Origin of the sequence: Neorhizobium alkalisoli, assembly GCF_002968635.1 — a bacterium.
GTDB classification, from domain to species: domain Bacteria; phylum Pseudomonadota; class Alphaproteobacteria; order Rhizobiales; family Rhizobiaceae; genus Neorhizobium; species Neorhizobium alkalisoli.
The window spans coordinates 189,195-206,271 of the sequence record NZ_PVBN01000006.1; the positions used below are offsets into that span (position 1 = coordinate 189,195).

16 protein-coding genes are annotated in these 17,077 nt (G+C 59.8%); 9 read left to right on the forward strand and 7 right to left on the reverse strand.

The window, feature by feature from the left end; all coding sequences use genetic code 11:
• Positions 1-5: 5 nt before the first annotated feature.
• Complete coding sequence (locus C5L13_RS15195) at positions 6-2,057, reverse strand: putative bifunctional diguanylate cyclase/phosphodiesterase (RefSeq protein ID WP_105384124.1); 2,052 nt, start codon at positions 2,055-2,057, stop codon at positions 6-8.
• A gap of 123 nt (positions 2,058-2,180) precedes the next feature.
• Entirely contained in the window at positions 2,181-3,599 is a 1,419-nt protein-coding gene (locus C5L13_RS15200) for a hypothetical protein (RefSeq protein WP_158693453.1), read from the reverse strand.
• A 269-nt stretch (positions 3,600-3,868) separates the two neighbouring features.
• On the opposite strand from C5L13_RS15200, the gene C5L13_RS15205 reads away from it, so the two are divergent.
• The 5 genes from C5L13_RS15205 (at position 3,869) to prmB (ending at position 9,656) form a co-directional block, all read left to right on the forward strand.
• A complete protein-coding gene (locus C5L13_RS15205; protein WP_105384126.1) occupies positions 3,869-4,477 on the forward strand; it encodes a 50S ribosomal protein L25/general stress protein Ctc in 609 nt (202 codons plus the stop codon).
• 210 nt (positions 4,478-4,687) lie between these two features.
• Positions 4,688-7,066, forward strand: a complete 2,379-nt coding sequence (locus C5L13_RS15210) for an EAL domain-containing protein (RefSeq protein ID WP_105384127.1) — start codon at positions 4,688-4,690, stop codon at positions 7,064-7,066.
• Positions 7,067-7,132: 66 nt separating this feature from the next.
• A complete protein-coding gene (locus tag C5L13_RS15215) occupies positions 7,133-7,858 on the forward strand; it encodes a substrate-binding periplasmic protein (protein WP_105384128.1) in 726 nt (241 codons plus the stop codon).
• 79 nt (positions 7,859-7,937) lie between these two features.
• On the forward strand, positions 7,938-8,666 hold the full coding sequence (pth, locus tag C5L13_RS15220) for an aminoacyl-tRNA hydrolase (RefSeq protein ID WP_105384129.1): 729 nt from the start codon (positions 7,938-7,940) through the stop codon (positions 8,664-8,666).
• Between the two features lie 51 nt (positions 8,667-8,717).
• The gene (prmB, locus tag C5L13_RS15225) at positions 8,718-9,656 is read left to right on the forward strand and encodes a 50S ribosomal protein L3 N(5)-glutamine methyltransferase (protein WP_105384130.1); all 939 of its coding nucleotides are present in this window, start codon (positions 8,718-8,720) and stop codon (positions 9,654-9,656) included.
• Between the two features lie 3 nt (positions 9,657-9,659).
• Here the strand turns inward: prmB and clpS are convergent, their stop codons facing one another.
• Complete coding sequence (gene clpS, locus C5L13_RS15230; protein WP_105384131.1) at positions 9,660-9,968, reverse strand: ATP-dependent Clp protease adapter ClpS; 309 nt, start codon at positions 9,966-9,968, stop codon at positions 9,660-9,662.
• 182 nt (positions 9,969-10,150) lie between these two features.
• On the opposite strand from clpS, the gene ychF reads away from it, so the two are divergent.
• From ychF to C5L13_RS15245, 3 genes are read left to right on the forward strand one after another with little or no spacing between them, the layout of a single operon-like run.
• The gene (ychF, locus tag C5L13_RS15235) at positions 10,151-11,254 is read left to right on the forward strand and encodes a redox-regulated ATPase YchF (RefSeq protein ID WP_105384132.1); all 1,104 of its coding nucleotides are present in this window, start codon (positions 10,151-10,153) and stop codon (positions 11,252-11,254) included.
• 29 nt (positions 11,255-11,283) lie between these two features.
• Positions 11,284-11,754, forward strand: a complete 471-nt coding sequence (locus C5L13_RS15240) for a MaoC family dehydratase (RefSeq protein ID WP_105384133.1) — start codon at positions 11,284-11,286, stop codon at positions 11,752-11,754.
• Positions 11,751-12,218 carry a MaoC family dehydratase gene (locus tag C5L13_RS15245; RefSeq protein WP_105384134.1) on the forward strand — a complete coding sequence of 156 codons (468 nt, stop codon included), beginning with the start codon at positions 11,751-11,753 and terminating at the stop codon, positions 12,216-12,218. Before C5L13_RS15240 ends, C5L13_RS15245 begins: the two co-directional genes overlap by 4 nt.
• A gap of 26 nt (positions 12,219-12,244) precedes the next feature.
• Here C5L13_RS15245 and C5L13_RS15250 read toward each other — a convergent pair whose 3' ends face one another.
• The 4 genes from C5L13_RS15250 to petA all read right to left on the reverse strand — a co-directional run bounded on the left by C5L13_RS15250 (position 12,245) and on the right by petA (position 15,726).
• Positions 12,245-12,784 (reverse strand): adenine phosphoribosyltransferase, encoded by a 540-nt coding sequence (locus C5L13_RS15250; RefSeq protein ID WP_105384135.1) that lies wholly within the window; start codon positions 12,782-12,784, stop codon positions 12,245-12,247.
• Positions 12,785-12,897: 113 nt separating this feature from the next.
• Entirely contained in the window at positions 12,898-13,794 is an 897-nt protein-coding gene (locus tag C5L13_RS15255) for a cytochrome c1 (RefSeq protein ID WP_105384136.1), read from the reverse strand.
• 28 nt (positions 13,795-13,822) lie between these two features.
• Positions 13,823-15,133 (reverse strand): cytochrome b, encoded by a 1,311-nt coding sequence (locus C5L13_RS15260; RefSeq protein WP_105384137.1) that lies wholly within the window; start codon positions 15,131-15,133, stop codon positions 13,823-13,825.
• A 14-nt stretch (positions 15,134-15,147) separates the two neighbouring features.
• Complete coding sequence (petA, locus tag C5L13_RS15265) at positions 15,148-15,726, reverse strand: ubiquinol-cytochrome c reductase iron-sulfur subunit (protein WP_105384138.1); 579 nt, start codon at positions 15,724-15,726, stop codon at positions 15,148-15,150.
• 403 nt (positions 15,727-16,129) lie between these two features.
• Here petA and C5L13_RS15275 point away from each other — a divergent pair, with 403 nt between their 5' ends.
• Positions 16,130-17,074 carry an endonuclease/exonuclease/phosphatase family protein gene (locus C5L13_RS15275; protein WP_105384140.1) on the forward strand — a complete coding sequence of 315 codons (945 nt, stop codon included), beginning with the start codon at positions 16,130-16,132 and terminating at the stop codon, positions 17,072-17,074.
• The last annotated feature ends 3 nt before the right edge of the window (positions 17,075-17,077 follow it).

Genomic DNA, 17,077 nt, shown 5'->3' on the forward strand with positions numbered 1-17,077 from the left:
TCCGATCAGGCGACTTTGGCGGCAAACTCCCCCAACCCGGCATTGACGATGTGCTCGATGCCGGCGCGGGGCCCCGGCCTCCCGAAAAGATAGCCCTGCACCTGCGTGCAGCCTTCCTTGCGAAGGAAAGCCATATGCTCGTCGGTCTCCACCCCTTCCGCGAGCACCGGAATATCGAGGCTTGACGCGAGGATCAGCGTCGACCTGACGATCGCCGCCGAATGGGAATTGACCGCCAGACCATCCACGAAGGTGCGGTCGATCTTGATCTTGTCGAAAGGGAAGGTCATCAGAGTGGAGAGTGACGAATATCCGGTGCCGTAATCGTCCATGGCGATCTTCACCCCGAGGCTCTTCAAGTGCCTGATCGTCTGCAGCGCCCGTTGGTGGTCGGCAATGATACCGGATTCGGTGACTTCAATTTCAAGCCTGTTGGGGTCCAGTCCGGTCTCTTCAAGGATCGCGAGTACCTTCAGCGGGAAATTCGGATCAGCCAGTTGCTGCGATGCCACGTTGACGGCGATACCCAGTGGATTCCGCCAGCGGGCCGCTTCCGTGCAGGCACTCCGAAGCACCCATTCCCCGAGCTCGCAGATGAAGCCCGTGCGCTCCGCAATTGGAATGAACTCGCCCGGAGATATCTGTCCGCGTTCGGGGTGGTTCCAGCGAAGCAGCACCTCGAAACCGATCACGTCGCCGGTGAAGGTGTCATTCTGAAGCTGGTAATAGAGTTCGAATTGGCCGGCGGCCAGTCCGGACCGCATGTCCATGGCCAGTGCGTTGCGCTCGCGCACCGCTTGGTCCATCGAAGAATCGTAGAAGCAAATCGCATTGTCGCCGGTTTTCTTGGCCCGGTACATCGCCACATCCGCTTGCGCGACCAGATCGTCGATCGTCTTCGCTTCACCTGGATAGAGTGCGATGCCGACGCTCGATCCCACCGCCAATCTGTTGCCGTTCCACTCGATCGGCTTGCAGATTTCGGCCAGCAGCCGGTTGGCGAGAAGCATGGCATCGGAGCGCCGGTAATATCTGCGTTTCACAGCGACGAACTCATCTCCGCCGACCCGGCAGATGAATTCCCCCTCCCCGGTGACCTGCATCAACCTGCCGCCGATGGTCCTTAGCACCGCGTCCCCGGCGGCATGCCCGTGCACGTCGTTGATTTCCTTGAAGCGATTGAGATCGAAGGACAGGACAGCGGTCCGAGCGGTCGGATCCGCCGGATATGCTTCGATCTCCTGGAGCTGTTCGTTGAAGGCAGCGCGATTGGAAAGGCCGGTCAGTGGATCGTGCAACGACAGATGACGATACTGCTCCACCGCGGCCTTGGCGGTACGCGCATCGAGCAGATAGGTTGCCGCCGTGAGGGCCAGAAGGATCAGCATCAGCGAAAGAACGCCAAAGCCCAGCACGACCGCCGGCACGCCACTGGACGGAACGGCTGCCTTGAGGTCGAGCAGCACGTTGATTGCCCCCATGCCGGTGAAATGCGTGGCGGTGATCGCGAGGATCATGGCGAGCATGGAGCCGTATCTGCAGAACCGGGTTACCGGGCGCACGATCCGGCTGGTGATCAGGGCTCCGAAGAGAGCCGCGAAAACCAGGGAGGCGAAGACGTAATCCCGGTCCCATTCGATGACACCCTGCACCACATAGGCAGACATGCCCGTGTAATGCATGGCTGCGATACCAAGCCCCATGACGGCTCCGCCGGCTTCCACGACCGCCGACCGACCGCCGTAGCTGGCCATTCCCAAGCCGAAGATGGAAGTCATCACCGCAATCAGGAAAGACCAGAACGTCAGCGCCGGGTCGTAGGTCGCCTGCCCGCCTCCGAGATATCCCAGCATCGCGAGAAAATGTGTAGTCCAGGTGGTCGAGCCGCCCACGAAGCCCGCGAGGAAAAGCCATATGGCTTTGTCGACGCCGCGGCCACGCCGGACACGCGCGAAAAGCCGGACCGTGAGGAAGGAACCAACAACGCAAAGCAGCGCCGCACAGGCGATGTAGCGCAGGTCGTGCTCGATCAATAGACAGGAGAGGACGCGAAACATGAAACTCTGATAGTTTTCAATTGGCTTTTGAAAACTTTAGCAGTGAAACATGTTGGAATGGTTCGCGCCGATGGTAAACGGAACCATATTGTATTCGACCGGGAATGACCGTCAGCGAAAATCCTACTGGAGTACCTGTCCGTTGACGGTCAGGCTTTTACCGTCTTCGAATTTGATGTCCCAGCGCAGGCGGCCATCCGGCTCCGTCTTGGCCATGCCCTTCGCCATCATCACCGCGAAAGAGACCTGATTGAACTGCGGATCGACCTTCGCCGCGCCCTGAAAATATTGGATGAGCTTGTCCACATCCCGGGCAAAAATCGAGGTCTCGATCATATAGCGATCCTTCTGGTCCGGATAACCGCTCATCTCTCCGGAAGCTTCGACATCATAGAGCGATGACTTCGCAACGACCTTCGGAAAGTCGATCCTTACCTGGCCGTCCGGAAGGAAGGCTTCGCCGAGGCGTGCGCTCTCCGCCTCGGGCACGGGGCCGGGCTTCGAAATGTCCATCTCCATAAGGGTGTCGACAAAGCGAGCAAAATTGAGATCGGTGATCCCGACCTGTATTTCGGCGACTTCAGGCACCAACTGGGCATAAAGCTCGGGGATGAGACCGGATGGCGCGGAAATGTTCTCTACCCCGATGCCGAACCCGATCCGGGTCGCCTCGGAAGGTTCCGTCATAGCAAGCGTGTAATCCAGTTTGCCCACCTCGAAATCGCCGATCTGGCTTGCCACCACAAAACGGTTGAAAGTGATTTTTTCCGACAGCGAACTGAAGAACGGCATTGCGCCACGGATCAGTTCCTTCAGCTTTGCGATCTCGGTCTGCGAGGGCTTTTCGTCCTTGACGAGTTCGAGCCCGAACGACACGAGATTTCGGATTTTCTCCGCCACGACGCCCTCGACGCCGACGTCGAAGTCGAGGCTCTCGGCACGGATCTGTATCGGCGGGTTCTCGGCCGTTGTGACCCGTTCATAGAATCTCGAAAATGAACCCTTGCCCTGGAAATTCGTTGCGCCGGCGCTCGCAGCAGCGGTCGACGTGAGGGAATAATTCATGCCGGCGAAGCTCGCCTCGAGCTCTTCGGTTCCGGTCTTGGATACCATGCGGATCGGGCCGGACGTCATCTCGCCCGAACGAAGATAGCTGATCGCCGGGTCGAAAATACCCGAAAAGACCGCGTCGGTTACCGAATAGGTGAAATCGGTGGACTTGCCATCCGGCATCTTGCCCTGAACGGAGAAGTTCAGGTCATTGTCGCTGGTGAATTTCCACAGTCCGCCGTTCATCGGCGCGGCGAAAACGGAAAACGGAGCAAGGCCCGAGACGACAAAGTCTTTATTCCCGATGCTCTCGATAAGCTTGGCGAAATCGTATTTGATTTCGTAGCTTTCTCCTGAAGGCTTGACCGTCAGAAAGCCGCTGCCCAGCACCGAATCTGGCAGAAAATGGCCGAGGTCGTCGCGAAGGTTTCGAGCACCCTGATCGTTGATCTCCGCTGCGGCAAGCGGTTGCACAAACGACATCGCTGCCATGCCCGCTGCAATCCATATCCGACGCATTTATTGAAGCCCTTCCCTCGCTGAACGAGACGTGAATTTGGATATGGCAGAAGAGAAGTCAAGCTGGGCCGTGATGGAGTCACCGCAATACTTGCGCTTCCGGCGCCTTTGTATTATAGCCCGCCCGTCCGCGCAGACACCCTTGGAGGCAACGCGGATGAAGCGCATCGGACGATGCCCTTCGGTTTGACGCGGCGACTTCGCTGCGAAGAACTCTCCAAATAACCTCGAAAGGATATGCCATGAGCCACGCATCTTACGAGCTCAAGGCCGAGGCGCGCGAACGGGTAGGTAAGGGGTCCTCCCGCGAACTTCGCCGCAACGGTTTGATTCCCGCTGTCATCTATGGTGACAAGCAGGCCCCCCTCGCGATCGCACTCTCGACCAACGAAGTGACGAAGCGCATCCACGCCGGCGGTTTCATGACCACCGTCGCAACGATCGAAGTCGATGGCCAGAAGATCCAGGTTCTCCCGAAGGACTACCAGCTGGATCCGGTCCGTGACTTCACCATGCATGTCGATTTCCTGCGCGTTTCCGGCGACACCGAAGTTTCGGTCGAAGTTCCGGTTCACTTCGTCAACGAAGACAAGTCCGCGGTCAAGCTCGGCGGCGTTCTGAACATCGTTCGTCACGAAGTCGAGCTTTACTGCCCGGCCAGCGACATCCCGGAATTCCTGACTGTCGATCTGGCTGGCGCCAAGGTCGGCGACAGCCTCCACATCTCTGCGGTGAAGCTGCCGAAGGGCGTACGTCCGGTCATCGCTGACCGCGACTTCACCATCGCTACGATCGTTGCCCCGGCTGGCGGCGTCGAAGAAGCGACAGAAGAAGCGCCTGCTTCCGAATAACGAAGCAGACGATCCAATAAAAAAACCCGCCTTCATCCGGAGGCGGGTTTTTTTATTGTTCAAATATACGACTTCTTTACTACGCTTCTACGATCGAACCAGATTTGGTCACGCCAGGTTCAGTGAAGTTTAATCAATGCATGAAAGCATGGACGAGTTTAGGATGAGGGAACGATCCGGCATCGCCGGAGAATAAGTGCGGGAAGACGAATGACTCGTTCTGTCGAGAGTCGTTTCATCACGATCATTTCTGGCGCCCTGCTGGTCGTCGTGGCTCCGCTTTTCACGCTGTTCCTGGCGCTTTCTTCGCAACAGGCTGCCAAGATCCAGGGTGAGCACGTCAATGTAATGCTGCTCACCAACTCCCAGGCGCTTGGCAAGCCGCTTTGGGACCTGGATACCGAAAGCATCCATCAAATCGCCTCTGTACTCGTCGCGGACCCCGCCATTTTCGGCGTGCAGATCAGCGACAATACCGGCAAGCTCAACATAGCCGAGGTGGATGTAAATCCGGTCGATTTCCGCGGACTGCAATCGATATCCGAGCCGATCTTCTACAAGTCTCAGCAGGGAATACGCAATGTCGGCAGCATCACTGTCTACGTGCCGAAGCTTGGATGGTTCTCGGCCCTGCATCAGATGGAAATGGCCTTCATCTCCATTTTCATCATCGCCATCCTGACGGTCTTCGGAGCTGCCATCCTCGGCAACCGCGTGATGGTGATCAAGCCGCTGATGCGGCTGACAGCCGCCATCGAGGCAACCCGCCGCCTCGGCTCGCGCCACCACGTCGACTGGCGCTCCAACGACGAGATGGGCCGGCTGGCCAAAAGCTTCAATGAGATGCAGACCCTCCTCGAACGCGAGGAACGGGAACTGAAGCGGGCGCATCAGCAGACGACGGAAATCTACAACCTCACTCCGGCCATGCTGTTTTCGCTCGACCGCAGCGATCAGATAGCCGCCGTCAGCGACTATTGGCTGCTCGCCACCGGTTATCGCCGCGACGACGTGATCGATCGCCCCTTCTCCGACCTCGTGGCTCCCCCGGACAGGGAAATCTACCGCCAGCGCAAGGAGCAGGGAAAATCGAGCGGCCCGGTGATCGAGGTGACGGTCCGTTTCCTCTGTGCCGATGGCCGTCTGATCAACGTTCTGATCGTCGAAACCGAATTGAGCGCCGCAAGCGGCAGCATCCCCGGCTCGCTCAGCGTCATGACCGACGTCACCGAATTGAAGCAGTCCGAACTGCGCAATCATCAGCAGGCGATATCCGATCACCTCACGGGGCTTTTGAATCGCCAGGGCTTCGAGGCGATGCTCGACCGCAAGATCGCCGAGGCGGATCAGGCAAAAACCGACGTTGCATGCCTTTTCGTCGATCTCGACCGCTTCAAGTCGATCAACGACAATCTCGGCCACGCAGCCGGCGACGCGATCCTGTGTCAGTTTGTCGAACGAACGAAACCGATGCTGCGTGAGAACGACAGCGCATCCCGTCTCGGCGGCGACGAATTCGCAATCCTGATTACCGGCGCCGACGCCCAGCATCGCGCGACAGGGCTGGCTCAGACGATCGTGGACATGTTCGAAGTGCCCTTCCGTGCCCACGGCACCGGTGTGCGGCTCAGCGCCAGCATCGGTCTCGCCTTTTACCCCACCCATGCCGCCAGCGCCGCAGAACTGCTGCAGAAGTCCGACATGGCCATGTATGCCCGCAAACGCGACGGCAAGAATGGGTCGCAGGTCTATGATCCGGCCATTCTCGACCAGACCCGGGAACGGGCGGAGATCGAGAACGACATCGAAGCTGGCATTGCCGACAACTGGTTCGAGGCACACTTCCAGCCGATCGTCGACATAGCCACGGGCGCACCGTCTGGCTTCGAAGCGCTGATGCGCATGCGTCATCCGCGCAAAGGCTTGCTGTCGCCGGCAGGCATCATTTGCGTCGCCGAGGAGACCGGTACCATCGGCCAGATCGGCAACCTCATTCTCGAAGACGCAATGGCGAACCTCGCACGGGTATCGCGCCTGCCCGGGATGGAGGATACCTATGTCGCCGTCAATTTTTCACCGCTGCAGTTCGAGCCCGGCTTGCTCGCCCGCCTTGCCGGCCTGATCGGCCGCCATGGCATTGCGCCGTCCCGCCTCGTTATCGAGATTACCGAAGCGGTGCTGATGCATGACAATCCCGAGATCCGCACCATCCTCAACGATCTTCACAATCTCGGATGTCGGATCGCGCTTGACGACTTCGGAACAGGCTATTCCTCGCTCAGCTACATGAGCCGTTTTCCGGTCGATATCGTCAAGATCGACCAGTCGTTCATTCGTTCGCTCACGGAACAGGCGGGCGATATCGGTAGCAAGAGCCGGATGCTGGTCGAAGGTATAAGCGCCATCTCCCATAAGATGAATTGCAAAGTCGTCGCCGAAGGCGTTGAAACGGAGGAGCAGCGCGCGCTGCTCCGCCAGATGGGCATCGACTATGCCCAGGGCTACCTCTTCTCGAGGCCCCGCGAAATTTCCGAACTACTTTCGGCCCTATCTGCCCGGCAGGCCGAATTGAGGTCCCTGGCGAGTTAGAACATCGTCTCCGCCGGACGACATGCTGGGTCAAGAAAGACAACAGGCTCGTTTGGAGGGGAACAGATGAAAACGGCATTACTGCTTCTCGCCAGTTTCAGTTTCGCGTCTGGCGCCGCTGCGCAAAACCCGATTGTCTTGATGACCGAGTCCTATCCGCCCTTCAGCTATCAGGAGCCGGGAGGCAAATATCGCGGCGCCGGCATCGACCAGGTGGAGGTCATCATGCGCGAGGCGCAGGTTCCATTCACGCTGGAAATCCTGCCGTGGGCGAGAGCGATCGCCATGGCGGAAACGCAAGCTGGCCACTGCGTCTTCGCAGCAGCCCGCACAGCGGAGCGCGAACCCCGCTTCAAATGGGTGGTTCCGCTTTTCATCGACCGGAGTATTCTGGTCCGGCACGGCGGTTCGAAAGTGTCGGCCGCGACGATGGACGAAGCCAGGCAGTATACGGTCGGCACTCACCGCGCCGATTATACGGAAGGTCTTCTGAAGAGCTTCGGCTTCATGAAGATCGACCTCAGTGCCGATATTGATACGACGCTTCGCAAATTGCTCGAGGACCGTATCGAGATGATGCCTATGTCGGAAGGCGTCTACGAAAAGCTTCGCGGGGCGGGAACCGCAATCGAAAGAGTGATCGTATTTTCGGAGCAACATCTCGGCATTGCCTGCAACAGGACCACGTCCGACGCGTTGATCGCGACAATGCAGACAAATCTCGACAGGCTCATCAAGGACGGCGCTCAGGCCGCCATCCTCAACCGCTACGGCATCAACCAGCCCCAGTAGCGCCGCACGCTCATGAAACCGGTTGACATTGCCGGCGTTTCGCGTTGGTGAAGACCATCAGCGAAGGACGGATTTCTTCATGCTTATCATTGCGGGTCTCGGCAATCCCGGTGCCAAATATGCGGGCAACCGCCACAATATCGGTTTCATGGCTGTCGATGCGATCCAGCGTCGGCCCGGCTTTTCGCCGTGGTCGAAGAAATTCAAAGCGGAGATTTCCGAAGGCGAACTCGCAGGCGAAAAGGTTCTGCTGATAAAGCCACAGACCTTCATGAATCTCTCGGGCGAAGCCGTGGGTGAAGCGATGCGCTTCTACAAGCTCGGCCCGGAAAGCGTCATTGCGATCTATGACGAGCTCGACCTGGCGGCTGGCAAGGCCCGCATCAAGACGGGTGGCGGCCACGGGGGCCACAACGGAGTGAAATCGCTGGACGCCCATTGCGGCAAGGACTATCGGCGCCTGCGCCTCGGCATCGGTCACCCCGGCGTCAAGGAACTGGTGCACAATCACGTGCTCGGCGATTTCGCCAAGGCCGATCAGGCCTGGCTTTCCCCCCTCCTCGACGCGATCACCGACAATGCCGAGATGCTGGTGAAGGCCGAGGATTCGCAGCTGATGAACAAGCTGGCGCTCGCCGTCGGCGGCAAGCCGGACGATGAGAAGCCGAAAGCCGAGAAGCCCCAGCAACCGAAGCCGGCGGGAAAATCGCACATCCATCAGGCCCGCGGCGGCGCCAAGCCGAATATCCCGACCACCGGCCCGATGGCCGAGATGCTGAAGAAGATGTTCGGCGACAAGGGCAAGTGAGGCGGCTTCGGCCCGTCTTCCGAAACGACAAAGACAACCGGAAAATCTGGAATGAACAACGCTTTTAACACGACCGACATCGCCCGCGAACTCGTGACCCTTCGTGACTATTGGCGTTACGCCATCTCGCGTTTCAACGCGGCTAACCTGAGCTTCGGGCACGGCACGACGACGGCGGGCGACGACGCCGCGTTTCTTATCCTGGACACCCTCAACCTGCCGATCGACGCGCTTGATCCGTTTCTCGATGCCCGGTTGACCACTGCCGAACGGGAGCTCCTTGCCGAACGGATCGAGGAACGCGTGGCAACGCGAAAACCCACGTCCTATATCACCGGCCATGCCTATATTCAGGGCGTCCGATTCCATGTCGACGAACGGGTCATCGTACCCCGCTCCCATATCGGTGAAATCCTCTTCTCCGAATATCTGAGTGACGAAGGCTCCTCCTTCCTTCCGGATCCGCTCAGTGTGGAAAGCGCGGTCGACATCTGCACCGGTTCCGGATGCCTCGCCATTCTCGCCGCCAAGTTCTTTCCCAATGCGGAAGTCGACGCGGTCGACCTATCCTCCGATGCGCTGGACGTCGCCAGGCTGAACGTTGCGGAGCATGAGGTTGAAGGCCAGGTCAGCCTTCATGAAGGCGATTTGTTCGCGCCGCTCGGCAAGAAGAAATACGACCTGATCATCACCAACCCGCCCTATGTGGACCATGAGGCGATGGCGGGCTTCCCGGAAGAGTTCCGGGCCGAGCCGGCCATGGCGTTCGACGGCGGAGTCGATGGCCTCGATATCGTCCGCCAGTTGCTTGCAGAAGCGCCAAAGCACCTCAATCCGGGCGGTGGCATGATCTGCGAGATCGGCTCTGGCCGCGAAATTCTCGAAGAGGAGTTTCCGGATCTCGAACTGCTGTGGCTGGAAACGGCAGAATCCCAGGATGCCGTATTTTGGGTTACCGCGGAGGCGCTCGGCGTCGCAGCCGGGAAATGAAGCCTATTCCTCGGGCTCCGTCGTGAACATCAGCGGATAGCCCGCTTCCTTGGCGAGATCCACGGCCTCCTTGGCTTTGGTTTCGGCGATATCCTTCGCGCACACCACCACCACGCATGTGCCCATGCGATGGGCCGTCATCATGACGCGATAACCCGTCTCCTCGCTCATGCGGAACACGGCCTTCAGCACCATGATGACGAATTCGCGCGGCGTGTAGTCGTCGTTGACCAGTATCACCTTGTAGAGCTTCGGCCGCTCCAGCTTGGGCTTCGTGGTCGTTTTCGGTTTTAGGGTAGTGTCCTCGGCCATCGGCCTCTCCTGACGACGCAATCCTATCGGGAGACATGCCGGCTATATCGCACCGCAACCGGAATATTTCAAGCAACTGCCGCTCGATAGCATGCACCAACCCGCGTCAAACCCTTGACCCGGAGAGCCCGTTCCCCCATAGCCACAGCAACGAAATTTCTAGCGATACAGGGTCCGGACCCATGGGTTTCAAATGCGGTATCGTGGGCCTGCCGAATGTCGGCAAGTCCACCCTCTTCAACGCACTCACCAAGACGGCGGCAGCACAGGCCGCCAACTATCCCTTCTGCACGATCGAACCGAACACGGGCGAAGTGGCCGTTCCCGATCCGCGCATGCAGAAGCTTGCGGCAATCGCAGGCTCCAAGGAAATCATCCCGACGCGTATTTCCTTCGTGGATATCGCCGGCCTCGTGCGCGGCGCGTCGAAGGGTGAAGGCCTCGGCAACAAGTTCCTTGCCAATATCCGCGAAGTCGATGCGGTGGTGCATGTGCTGCGCTGCTTCGAAGACGACGACATCACCCATGTGGAAGGCCGCATCAATCCGGTCGGCGATGCCGATACGATCGAGACCGAGCTGATGCTCGCCGATCTGGAAAGCCTGGAGCGGCGTGTCGAACAGACACGCAAGCGGGCGACCGGCAAGGACAAGGAATCCATGGCGCAGCTTCCGGTCATGGAAGCGGTGATCAAGCTCCTGAACGACGGCAAGCCGGCCCGCCTGCTCTTGAAAACGCTCGCGCCCGAAGAGATCGAAATCCTCAAGGGCCTCAACCTTCTGACCTCGCACCCTGTGCTCTACGTCTGCAACGTCGCGGAAGCCGATGCCTCGACCGGCAACGAGCACACGCAAGCCGTTGCCGCCATGGCCAAGGAACAGGGTGCCGAATGCGTGATCATCTCGGCTGCAATCGAATCCGAGGTGGCGCAGCTTCCGGAAGAGGAAGCCAAGGAATTCCTCTCGGCTCTCGGGCTTGAGGAAGCCGGTCTCGACCGGCTGATCCGTGCCGGTTATCACCTGCTCGACCTGATCACCTATTTCACCGTAGGTCCGAAGGAAACCCGTGCCTGGACGATCGTGCGCGGCACCAAGGCCCCGCAGGCCGCGGGCGTCATCCACACCGACTTCGAGCGCGGCTTCATCCGCGCCTTCACCATCGCCTATGACGACTACATCAACTTCAAGGGTGAAGTCGGCGCCAAGGAAGCCGGCAAGGGTCGCGACGAAGGCAAGGAATACGTCGTAAACGACGGCGACGTCATCCATTTCCGCTTCAATACCTGATATCGAATAGCCAAGAGCGGGAGGGCCTCATGTCGGAAGCCGATTTCCATTTCGAGGATTTCACGATCGGGCGGGTCTTTCCCCTCGCGTCGAAACTGGTGACGGCCGGGGAAATCGTCGAATTCGCCGAAGAGTTCGATCCGCAGCCCATGCACCTGTCGGAGGAGGCCGGCAAGGCCAGCATTCTCGGCGGCCTCTCCGCCTCCGGCTGGCATACGGCAAGCATGTTCATGCGGATGATGTTCGACGGCTGGCTGTCGCGCTCATCCTCCGAAGGCTCACCCGGCATCGAGTACATGGAGTGGAAGAAGCCGGTGCTTGCCGGCGATACGCTCTCCGGCAGGTCCACCGTTCTGGAATCCCGTCCCCTTCGCTCGCGTCCGGGTATCGGCCTCGTTAAGTTCCTTCATGAGGTTGAGAACCAGCGCGGCGAGATCGTCATGCGCGGCGAAAACCCCATCATGATGCGCTTGCGCGACGCCCGGGAGGACGCCGCATGAGGCTGATCGAACTCTCCCCGCCGGGCCGGAAGGTGACCACCGGCACGCTTCTCTTTACCGCCGAGGACATCGTCCGCTACGCCCGAAAATTCGATCCGCAGCCCTTCCACGTGGATGCGGAAGCGGCGAAGAATTATGTCTTCGGCGCGCTCTGCGCCTCCGGCTGGCATACCTGCGCCGGCTGGATGAAGACCTACATCGCCTACTGGACGAAAGAGGTCGCCCGCCTCGAAGCCGAAGGCAGGGTGGCGCCGAAGCTCGGCCCCTCCGCCGGGTTCAAGAAGCTTCAGTGGCTGAAGCCTGTTTATGCGGGCGACGCCATCACCTATTCCGTCCAGCTCACAGAAAGCCGCCCGCTCACCTCGCGCTCCGGCACCTGGATCAACATGACCATCAACGACGGCGTGAACCAGCACGGCGACGTCGTCATGCGTTACGAGGGCACGGTTCTCGAATTCGCGTAATCCGAACCGGAAAACCGCCCTCGCCCTTAGTGGCCGTCAAATTCCACCAGGGTCCGGACCTCGACCCCAAGCGCTTCGAGCTTCTTGCGGCCGCCGAGATCCGGGAGGTCGATGACGAAGCAGGCCGACACGATCTCGGCGCCCAGCTGCCTCAGCAGCTTCACGGCGCCTTCGGCAGTGCCGCCGGTCGCAATCAGGTCGTCCGTCAGGATCACCTTCTCGCCGGGCTTCACCGCGTCCGCATGCATCTCCATTTCGTCGACCCCGTATTCGAGGCTGTAGGCGATGCGGACCGTGTCATGCGGCAGCTTGCCTTTCTTGCGGATCGGCACGAACCCGGCAGAGAGTTGGTGCGCCAGCGCGCCGCCGAGGATGAAACCGCGTGCTTCGATGCCGGCGATCTTGCCGACGCCCAGCCCGACATAGGGCCGCACCAATTCGTCCACAGCCTGCCGGAAAGCGGCTGCGTCACCGAGCAAGGTGGTGATGTCGCGAAAGACGATACCGGGTTTCGGATAGTCCCGGATGGAGCGGATGGCGGCGGAGAGATCGGATTTGGAGGACATGAGACCCTGAAAAAATAGCGGAAACAGCAGGAGGCGAGCCTATCAACTCGGCGACCTTCTCCCAACAAAAAAGGCGGCTTGAAGCCGCCTTTTTCGCATCCGAGGCGAACGCCTCAGTGTTCCTTGGTGGCGTAGACCGACTTCTTCGTCAGGTAGATCAGGCCGGTGAAGATCACCAGAAAGACCATGACCATGAAACCGGTGCGCTTGCGGGCTTCGAGATGCGGCTCTGCGGCCCACATGAGGAAGGCGGAAACGTCCTTGGCATACTGATCGACCGTCTGCGGAGCGCCGTCGTCATAGGTCACCTGGCCCTCGCTGATCGGCGGAGCCATGGCGAGCGACGCGGAAGCGACGAAATACGGATTGTAGTGAGTACCTTCCGGAACTTCGACGCCGGCAGGCGGCTCCTGGTAACCGGAAATCAGCGAATAGATATAGTCCGGGCCGCCTTCCTGATACTGCGTGAAGATATCGAAGACGAACTGCGGGAAGCCGCGGGTGACGCCGCGCGCCTTGGCGATCAGCGAGAAGTCCGGCGGCGCCGCACCGTTGTTGGCGGCGGCAGCAGCCTGGGCATTCGGGAACGGCGACGGGAAGTAATCCGACGGTACGGCCTTGCGGGCGAACATTTCGCCGGCGTCGTTCGGGCCGTCCTGCACTTCATAGTTCGCAGCGAAGGCCTTAACCTGCGCTTCCGAATAGCCGAGATCTTCCAGCGTGCGGAAGGAAACCAGCTGCATGGAATGGCAGGCGGAACAGACTTCCGTATAGACCTTCAGGCCGCGCTGAAGCTGACCCCTGTCGTAGTGGCCGAACGGACCCGCAAAGCTCCAGTCGACCTGCTTCGGATGGTGGATCGGATAATGCGGCGTGGCGCCTTCTGCATGCTCTCCGCCAGCTTCAGCGCCGGCGGGCGCTGCTGCGTGATTGTCCTGAGCCATCGCCGAAGCGGCGCCGAGACCTGCCAAGAAGGCCAGCGACACAAGGCTTGCAACAAGCTTTTTCATTTTTTTAATCCCTCTCGGTCGCAAGCTGTCAGACGCTGGCTGCGGCGGTTTTGCCGTTCTTTTCGAGAACAGCTTCCGTGATGGAGTTTGGAATACGCCGCGGCGTCTCGAACAGGCCGAGCAACGGCATGATGACGAGGAAGAAGCCGAAGTAGTAGAGAGTGCCGAGCTGGGAATAACCGACGTAGTTGCCGGCGAGTTCGCCCTTGAACAGGAACGCCAGCAGACCGCCGCCTTCTGCCGGCATGGCGCCGAGCCAGCCGAGCATGATGGCGTTGACCACGAAGAGCCAGAAGAACAGCTTGAACCACGGACGGTAGACGGCGGAGCGGACCTTCGACGTATCGAGCCAGGGCAGGAAGAACAGGATGATGATCGAGCCGAACATCACCAGAACGCCGCCGAGCTTGGAGTCGATCGGGCCGACATTGAAGGTGATGGCGCGCAGCATCGCGTAGAACGGCAGGTAATACCATTCCGGAACGATATGCGCAGGCGTCTTCAACGGGTCAGCCGGAATGTAGTTGTCCGGATGGCCGAGATAGTTCGGCATGTAGAAGATGAACCAGGCATAGACGATCAGGAAGACCGATACGCCGAGTGCGTCCTTCAGCGTCGCATAGGGGGTGAAGGCGACGGTATCCGTCTTGGTCTTCACTTCGACGCCGGTCGGGTTGGTCTGGCCGGTGACGTGCAGCGCCCAGATGTGCAGGACGACGACGCCGGCGATCATGAACGGCAGCAGGTAATGCAGCGAGAAGAAGCGGTTCAGCGTCGGCTGGTCGACGGCGAAGCCGCCAAGCAGGAACTGCTGGATCCATTCGCCGACCAGCGGGAAGGCCGAGAAGAAGCCGGTGATGACGGTTGCACCCCAGAAGGACATCTGACCCCAGGGAAGCACGTAGCCCATGAAGCCGGTTGCCATCATCAGGAGATAGATGACGACGCCGAGGATCCAGAGGATTTCGCGGGGCGCCTTGTAGGAGCCGTAGTAGAGGCCGCGGGCAATGTGCAGATAGACGGCGATGAAGAAGAACGAAGCGCCGTTGGCATGCATGTAGCGCAAGAGCCAGCCGTGGTTCACGTCGCGCATGATCTTTTCGACGGAATTGAAGGCAACGCCCGTCGAGGCGGCATAGTGCATCGCAAGCACCACGCCGGTAAGAATCTGCACGATCAGCATGACCGACAGCATCGCGCCGAAGGTATATGCGTAGTTGAGATTGCGGGGAACGGGATAGGAAACGAAACTGTCATGGACCATGCGCGGCAGCGGAAGCCGCGAATCGATCCACTTTTCGATGCCGGTCGATGGCTGGTATGTGGAATGACCGCTCATAAGTATTTATCCCCTCACCCGATCTGGATCACTGTGTCGGACGTAAACGTGAAAGTCGGAATGGCAAGGTTCTGCGGCGCGGGACCTTTGCGAATACGGCCCGCGGTATCGTAGTGCGAGCCGTGGCAGGGACAGAACCATCCGCCGAAATCGCCGGCCTGGCCGAGCGGAACGCAGCCGAGATGCGTGCAGGAACCGATCATGACGATCCAGTTTTCCTTGCCTTCGCCGGCCGAGCGGTCGACTGCCGTCGCTTCGGCATTGGCCGGAAGGTTGGCGTTGCGCGCGACGGGATCCTTCAGATCACCCAAAGCGACGGCATTTGCCTCTTCCACTTCCTTCGGCGTGCGGTTGCGGATGAAGACCGGCTTGCCGCGCCACTTGACGGTCAAAGACATGCCAGGCTCGACCGCTCCGACATTCACCTCGATCGAAGCCAGCGCGAGCGTCGAAGCGTCCGGACGCATCTGATCGATGAAAGGCCAAGCGACCGCTACCGCGCCGACAGCGCCGGCCATGCCGGTCGTCAGATAAAGGAAATCACGGCGAGTAGGCTCGCCTAGTGTTTCGCTATGTGTCTCGTGTTCGCTCACGGCTCAATCTTCCTTCTCACGCAATTCGCGAAAACCGCATTGCCCCCGCTCCGGGCGAATCTTGGTTGAACACAATTCGAACATAGATTCCCCCGGCAATCCGGCGCGTTCTATGCTTGATCGCAAAATATGTCCAGCCTTGGCAAGTGCCGCAGGCCAGTTTGTCGCGGGAAAACTGAAGGGTTGCGGCCATCTGGTAACGCGGCCGCAGCGAGCCTTCCAAGCGGGACCATGGACCGATACCGAGCGCTTCCAAATCTCTGGAAAGTCTCCGCTTCCCTAGGGGCGGCCCAATTTTGCCGCGCTCGCCGTTAACCGCTTTCGGGCATACCGCATTGCAACAAACCGGAGCGCGTGATAGGCGAACCGCACGGCGAAAGGCTGCCGCTCCGGACAGACCTGAATGAGACAAGCATTATCGGTTGCCATCTGCGTCATCGTGTCGCTTGTGCTCGCCGCAATCGCTACCCGCTACATCCATCCCCACTGGACTTTGGCAACGCTCTACAGCTTGCAACTGCATGCGGCCGCGGCCTGCATTGTCGCCATGGTCGTTGCGCTAGTGGTGAAGCGGCATTTCCTCGTCTGGCTTCTGTTTGCAGCCTCTCTTCTCTTTGCCGGTCACGCGGTGCTGATGGGCCGTGAGTTCGCCGCGCCGGCGACAGCCGACGAGGCTCAAGCGCCGACGTTCCGCCTTCTCTCCTTCAACATCCTCAACGACAACTACGAAAACGCCGAAAGCGTTGTCCGCGCCATTACCGGGTCCGGCGCCGATCTGGTCAACATCATGGAGGCGGCGCCGCTGCGCGTTCATCTGGATGAACTGGCGAAGACATATCCCTACCGGGTCGGCTGCGGTGTCATCATCCCGTTCTGCGATCAGCTGATGCTGTCAAAGACGCCGATCGAGACGCCGATCGTGCGCAGCCTCAGCGAGATCTTCCCCTCGCGCTTCATTCTCGCGAAAATCACCGTCGCCGGCCGGACCATCAATCTCGTCGGGATCCACACGACAAAGCCCTATTTCGACAATTTTCATTCGCTGGAACTGATCCGCGCGGCGCTGGCGATCTCGGAAGCGGAAGGCCCGCTCCTGGTATCGGGTGATTTCAACGCCTCCAGCCTCGCGCCGAACATGCGACGTTTCCTGAGCCTGACCGAGCTCAAGACGGCGGAATGGGAGCCGGCGACATGGCCCATCCGGGCGGGCGTATTCGGCGTCCCCATCGATCATGTCTACGCGCGGGCGCCCTTGAAGATAAAGTCGCTGACGCGGTTTGCCGATACGCACGGATCGAACCACTACGGGTTGATGGCCGAGATCGCCATTACCGGCACAGCTCCCTGACCC

Excerpts from the sequence above, each read along its gene's own strand:
- C5L13_RS15195 (WP_105384124.1), bottom strand. The coding sequence starts at position 2,057 with ATGTTTCGCGTCCTCTCCTGTCTATTGATCGAGCACGACCTGCGCTAC.
- C5L13_RS15200 (WP_158693453.1), bottom strand. The coding sequence starts at position 3,599 with ATGGCAGCGATGTCGTTTGTGCAACCGCTTGCCGCAGCGGAGATCAAC.
- C5L13_RS15205 (WP_105384126.1), top strand. The coding sequence starts at position 3,869 with ATGAGCCACGCATCTTACGAGCTCAAGGCCGAGGCGCGCGAACGGGTA.
- C5L13_RS15210 (WP_105384127.1), top strand. The coding sequence starts at position 4,688 with ATGACTCGTTCTGTCGAGAGTCGTTTCATCACGATCATTTCTGGCGCC.
- C5L13_RS15215 (WP_105384128.1), top strand. The coding sequence starts at position 7,133 with ATGAAAACGGCATTACTGCTTCTCGCCAGTTTCAGTTTCGCGTCTGGC.
- pth (WP_105384129.1), top strand. The coding sequence starts at position 7,938 with ATGCTTATCATTGCGGGTCTCGGCAATCCCGGTGCCAAATATGCGGGC.
- prmB (WP_105384130.1), top strand. The coding sequence starts at position 8,718 with ATGAACAACGCTTTTAACACGACCGACATCGCCCGCGAACTCGTGACC.
- clpS (WP_105384131.1), bottom strand. The coding sequence starts at position 9,968 with ATGGCCGAGGACACTACCCTAAAACCGAAAACGACCACGAAGCCCAAG.
- ychF (WP_105384132.1), top strand. The coding sequence starts at position 10,151 with ATGGGTTTCAAATGCGGTATCGTGGGCCTGCCGAATGTCGGCAAGTCC.
- C5L13_RS15240 (WP_105384133.1), top strand. The coding sequence starts at position 11,284 with ATGTCGGAAGCCGATTTCCATTTCGAGGATTTCACGATCGGGCGGGTC.
- C5L13_RS15245 (WP_105384134.1), top strand. The coding sequence starts at position 11,751 with ATGAGGCTGATCGAACTCTCCCCGCCGGGCCGGAAGGTGACCACCGGC.
- C5L13_RS15250 (WP_105384135.1), bottom strand. The coding sequence starts at position 12,784 with ATGTCCTCCAAATCCGATCTCTCCGCCGCCATCCGCTCCATCCGGGAC.
- C5L13_RS15255 (WP_105384136.1), bottom strand. The coding sequence starts at position 13,794 with ATGAAAAAGCTTGTTGCAAGCCTTGTGTCGCTGGCCTTCTTGGCAGGT.
- C5L13_RS15260 (WP_105384137.1), bottom strand. The coding sequence starts at position 15,133 with ATGAGCGGTCATTCCACATACCAGCCATCGACCGGCATCGAAAAGTGG.
- C5L13_RS15275 (WP_105384140.1), top strand. The coding sequence starts at position 16,130 with ATGAGACAAGCATTATCGGTTGCCATCTGCGTCATCGTGTCGCTTGTG.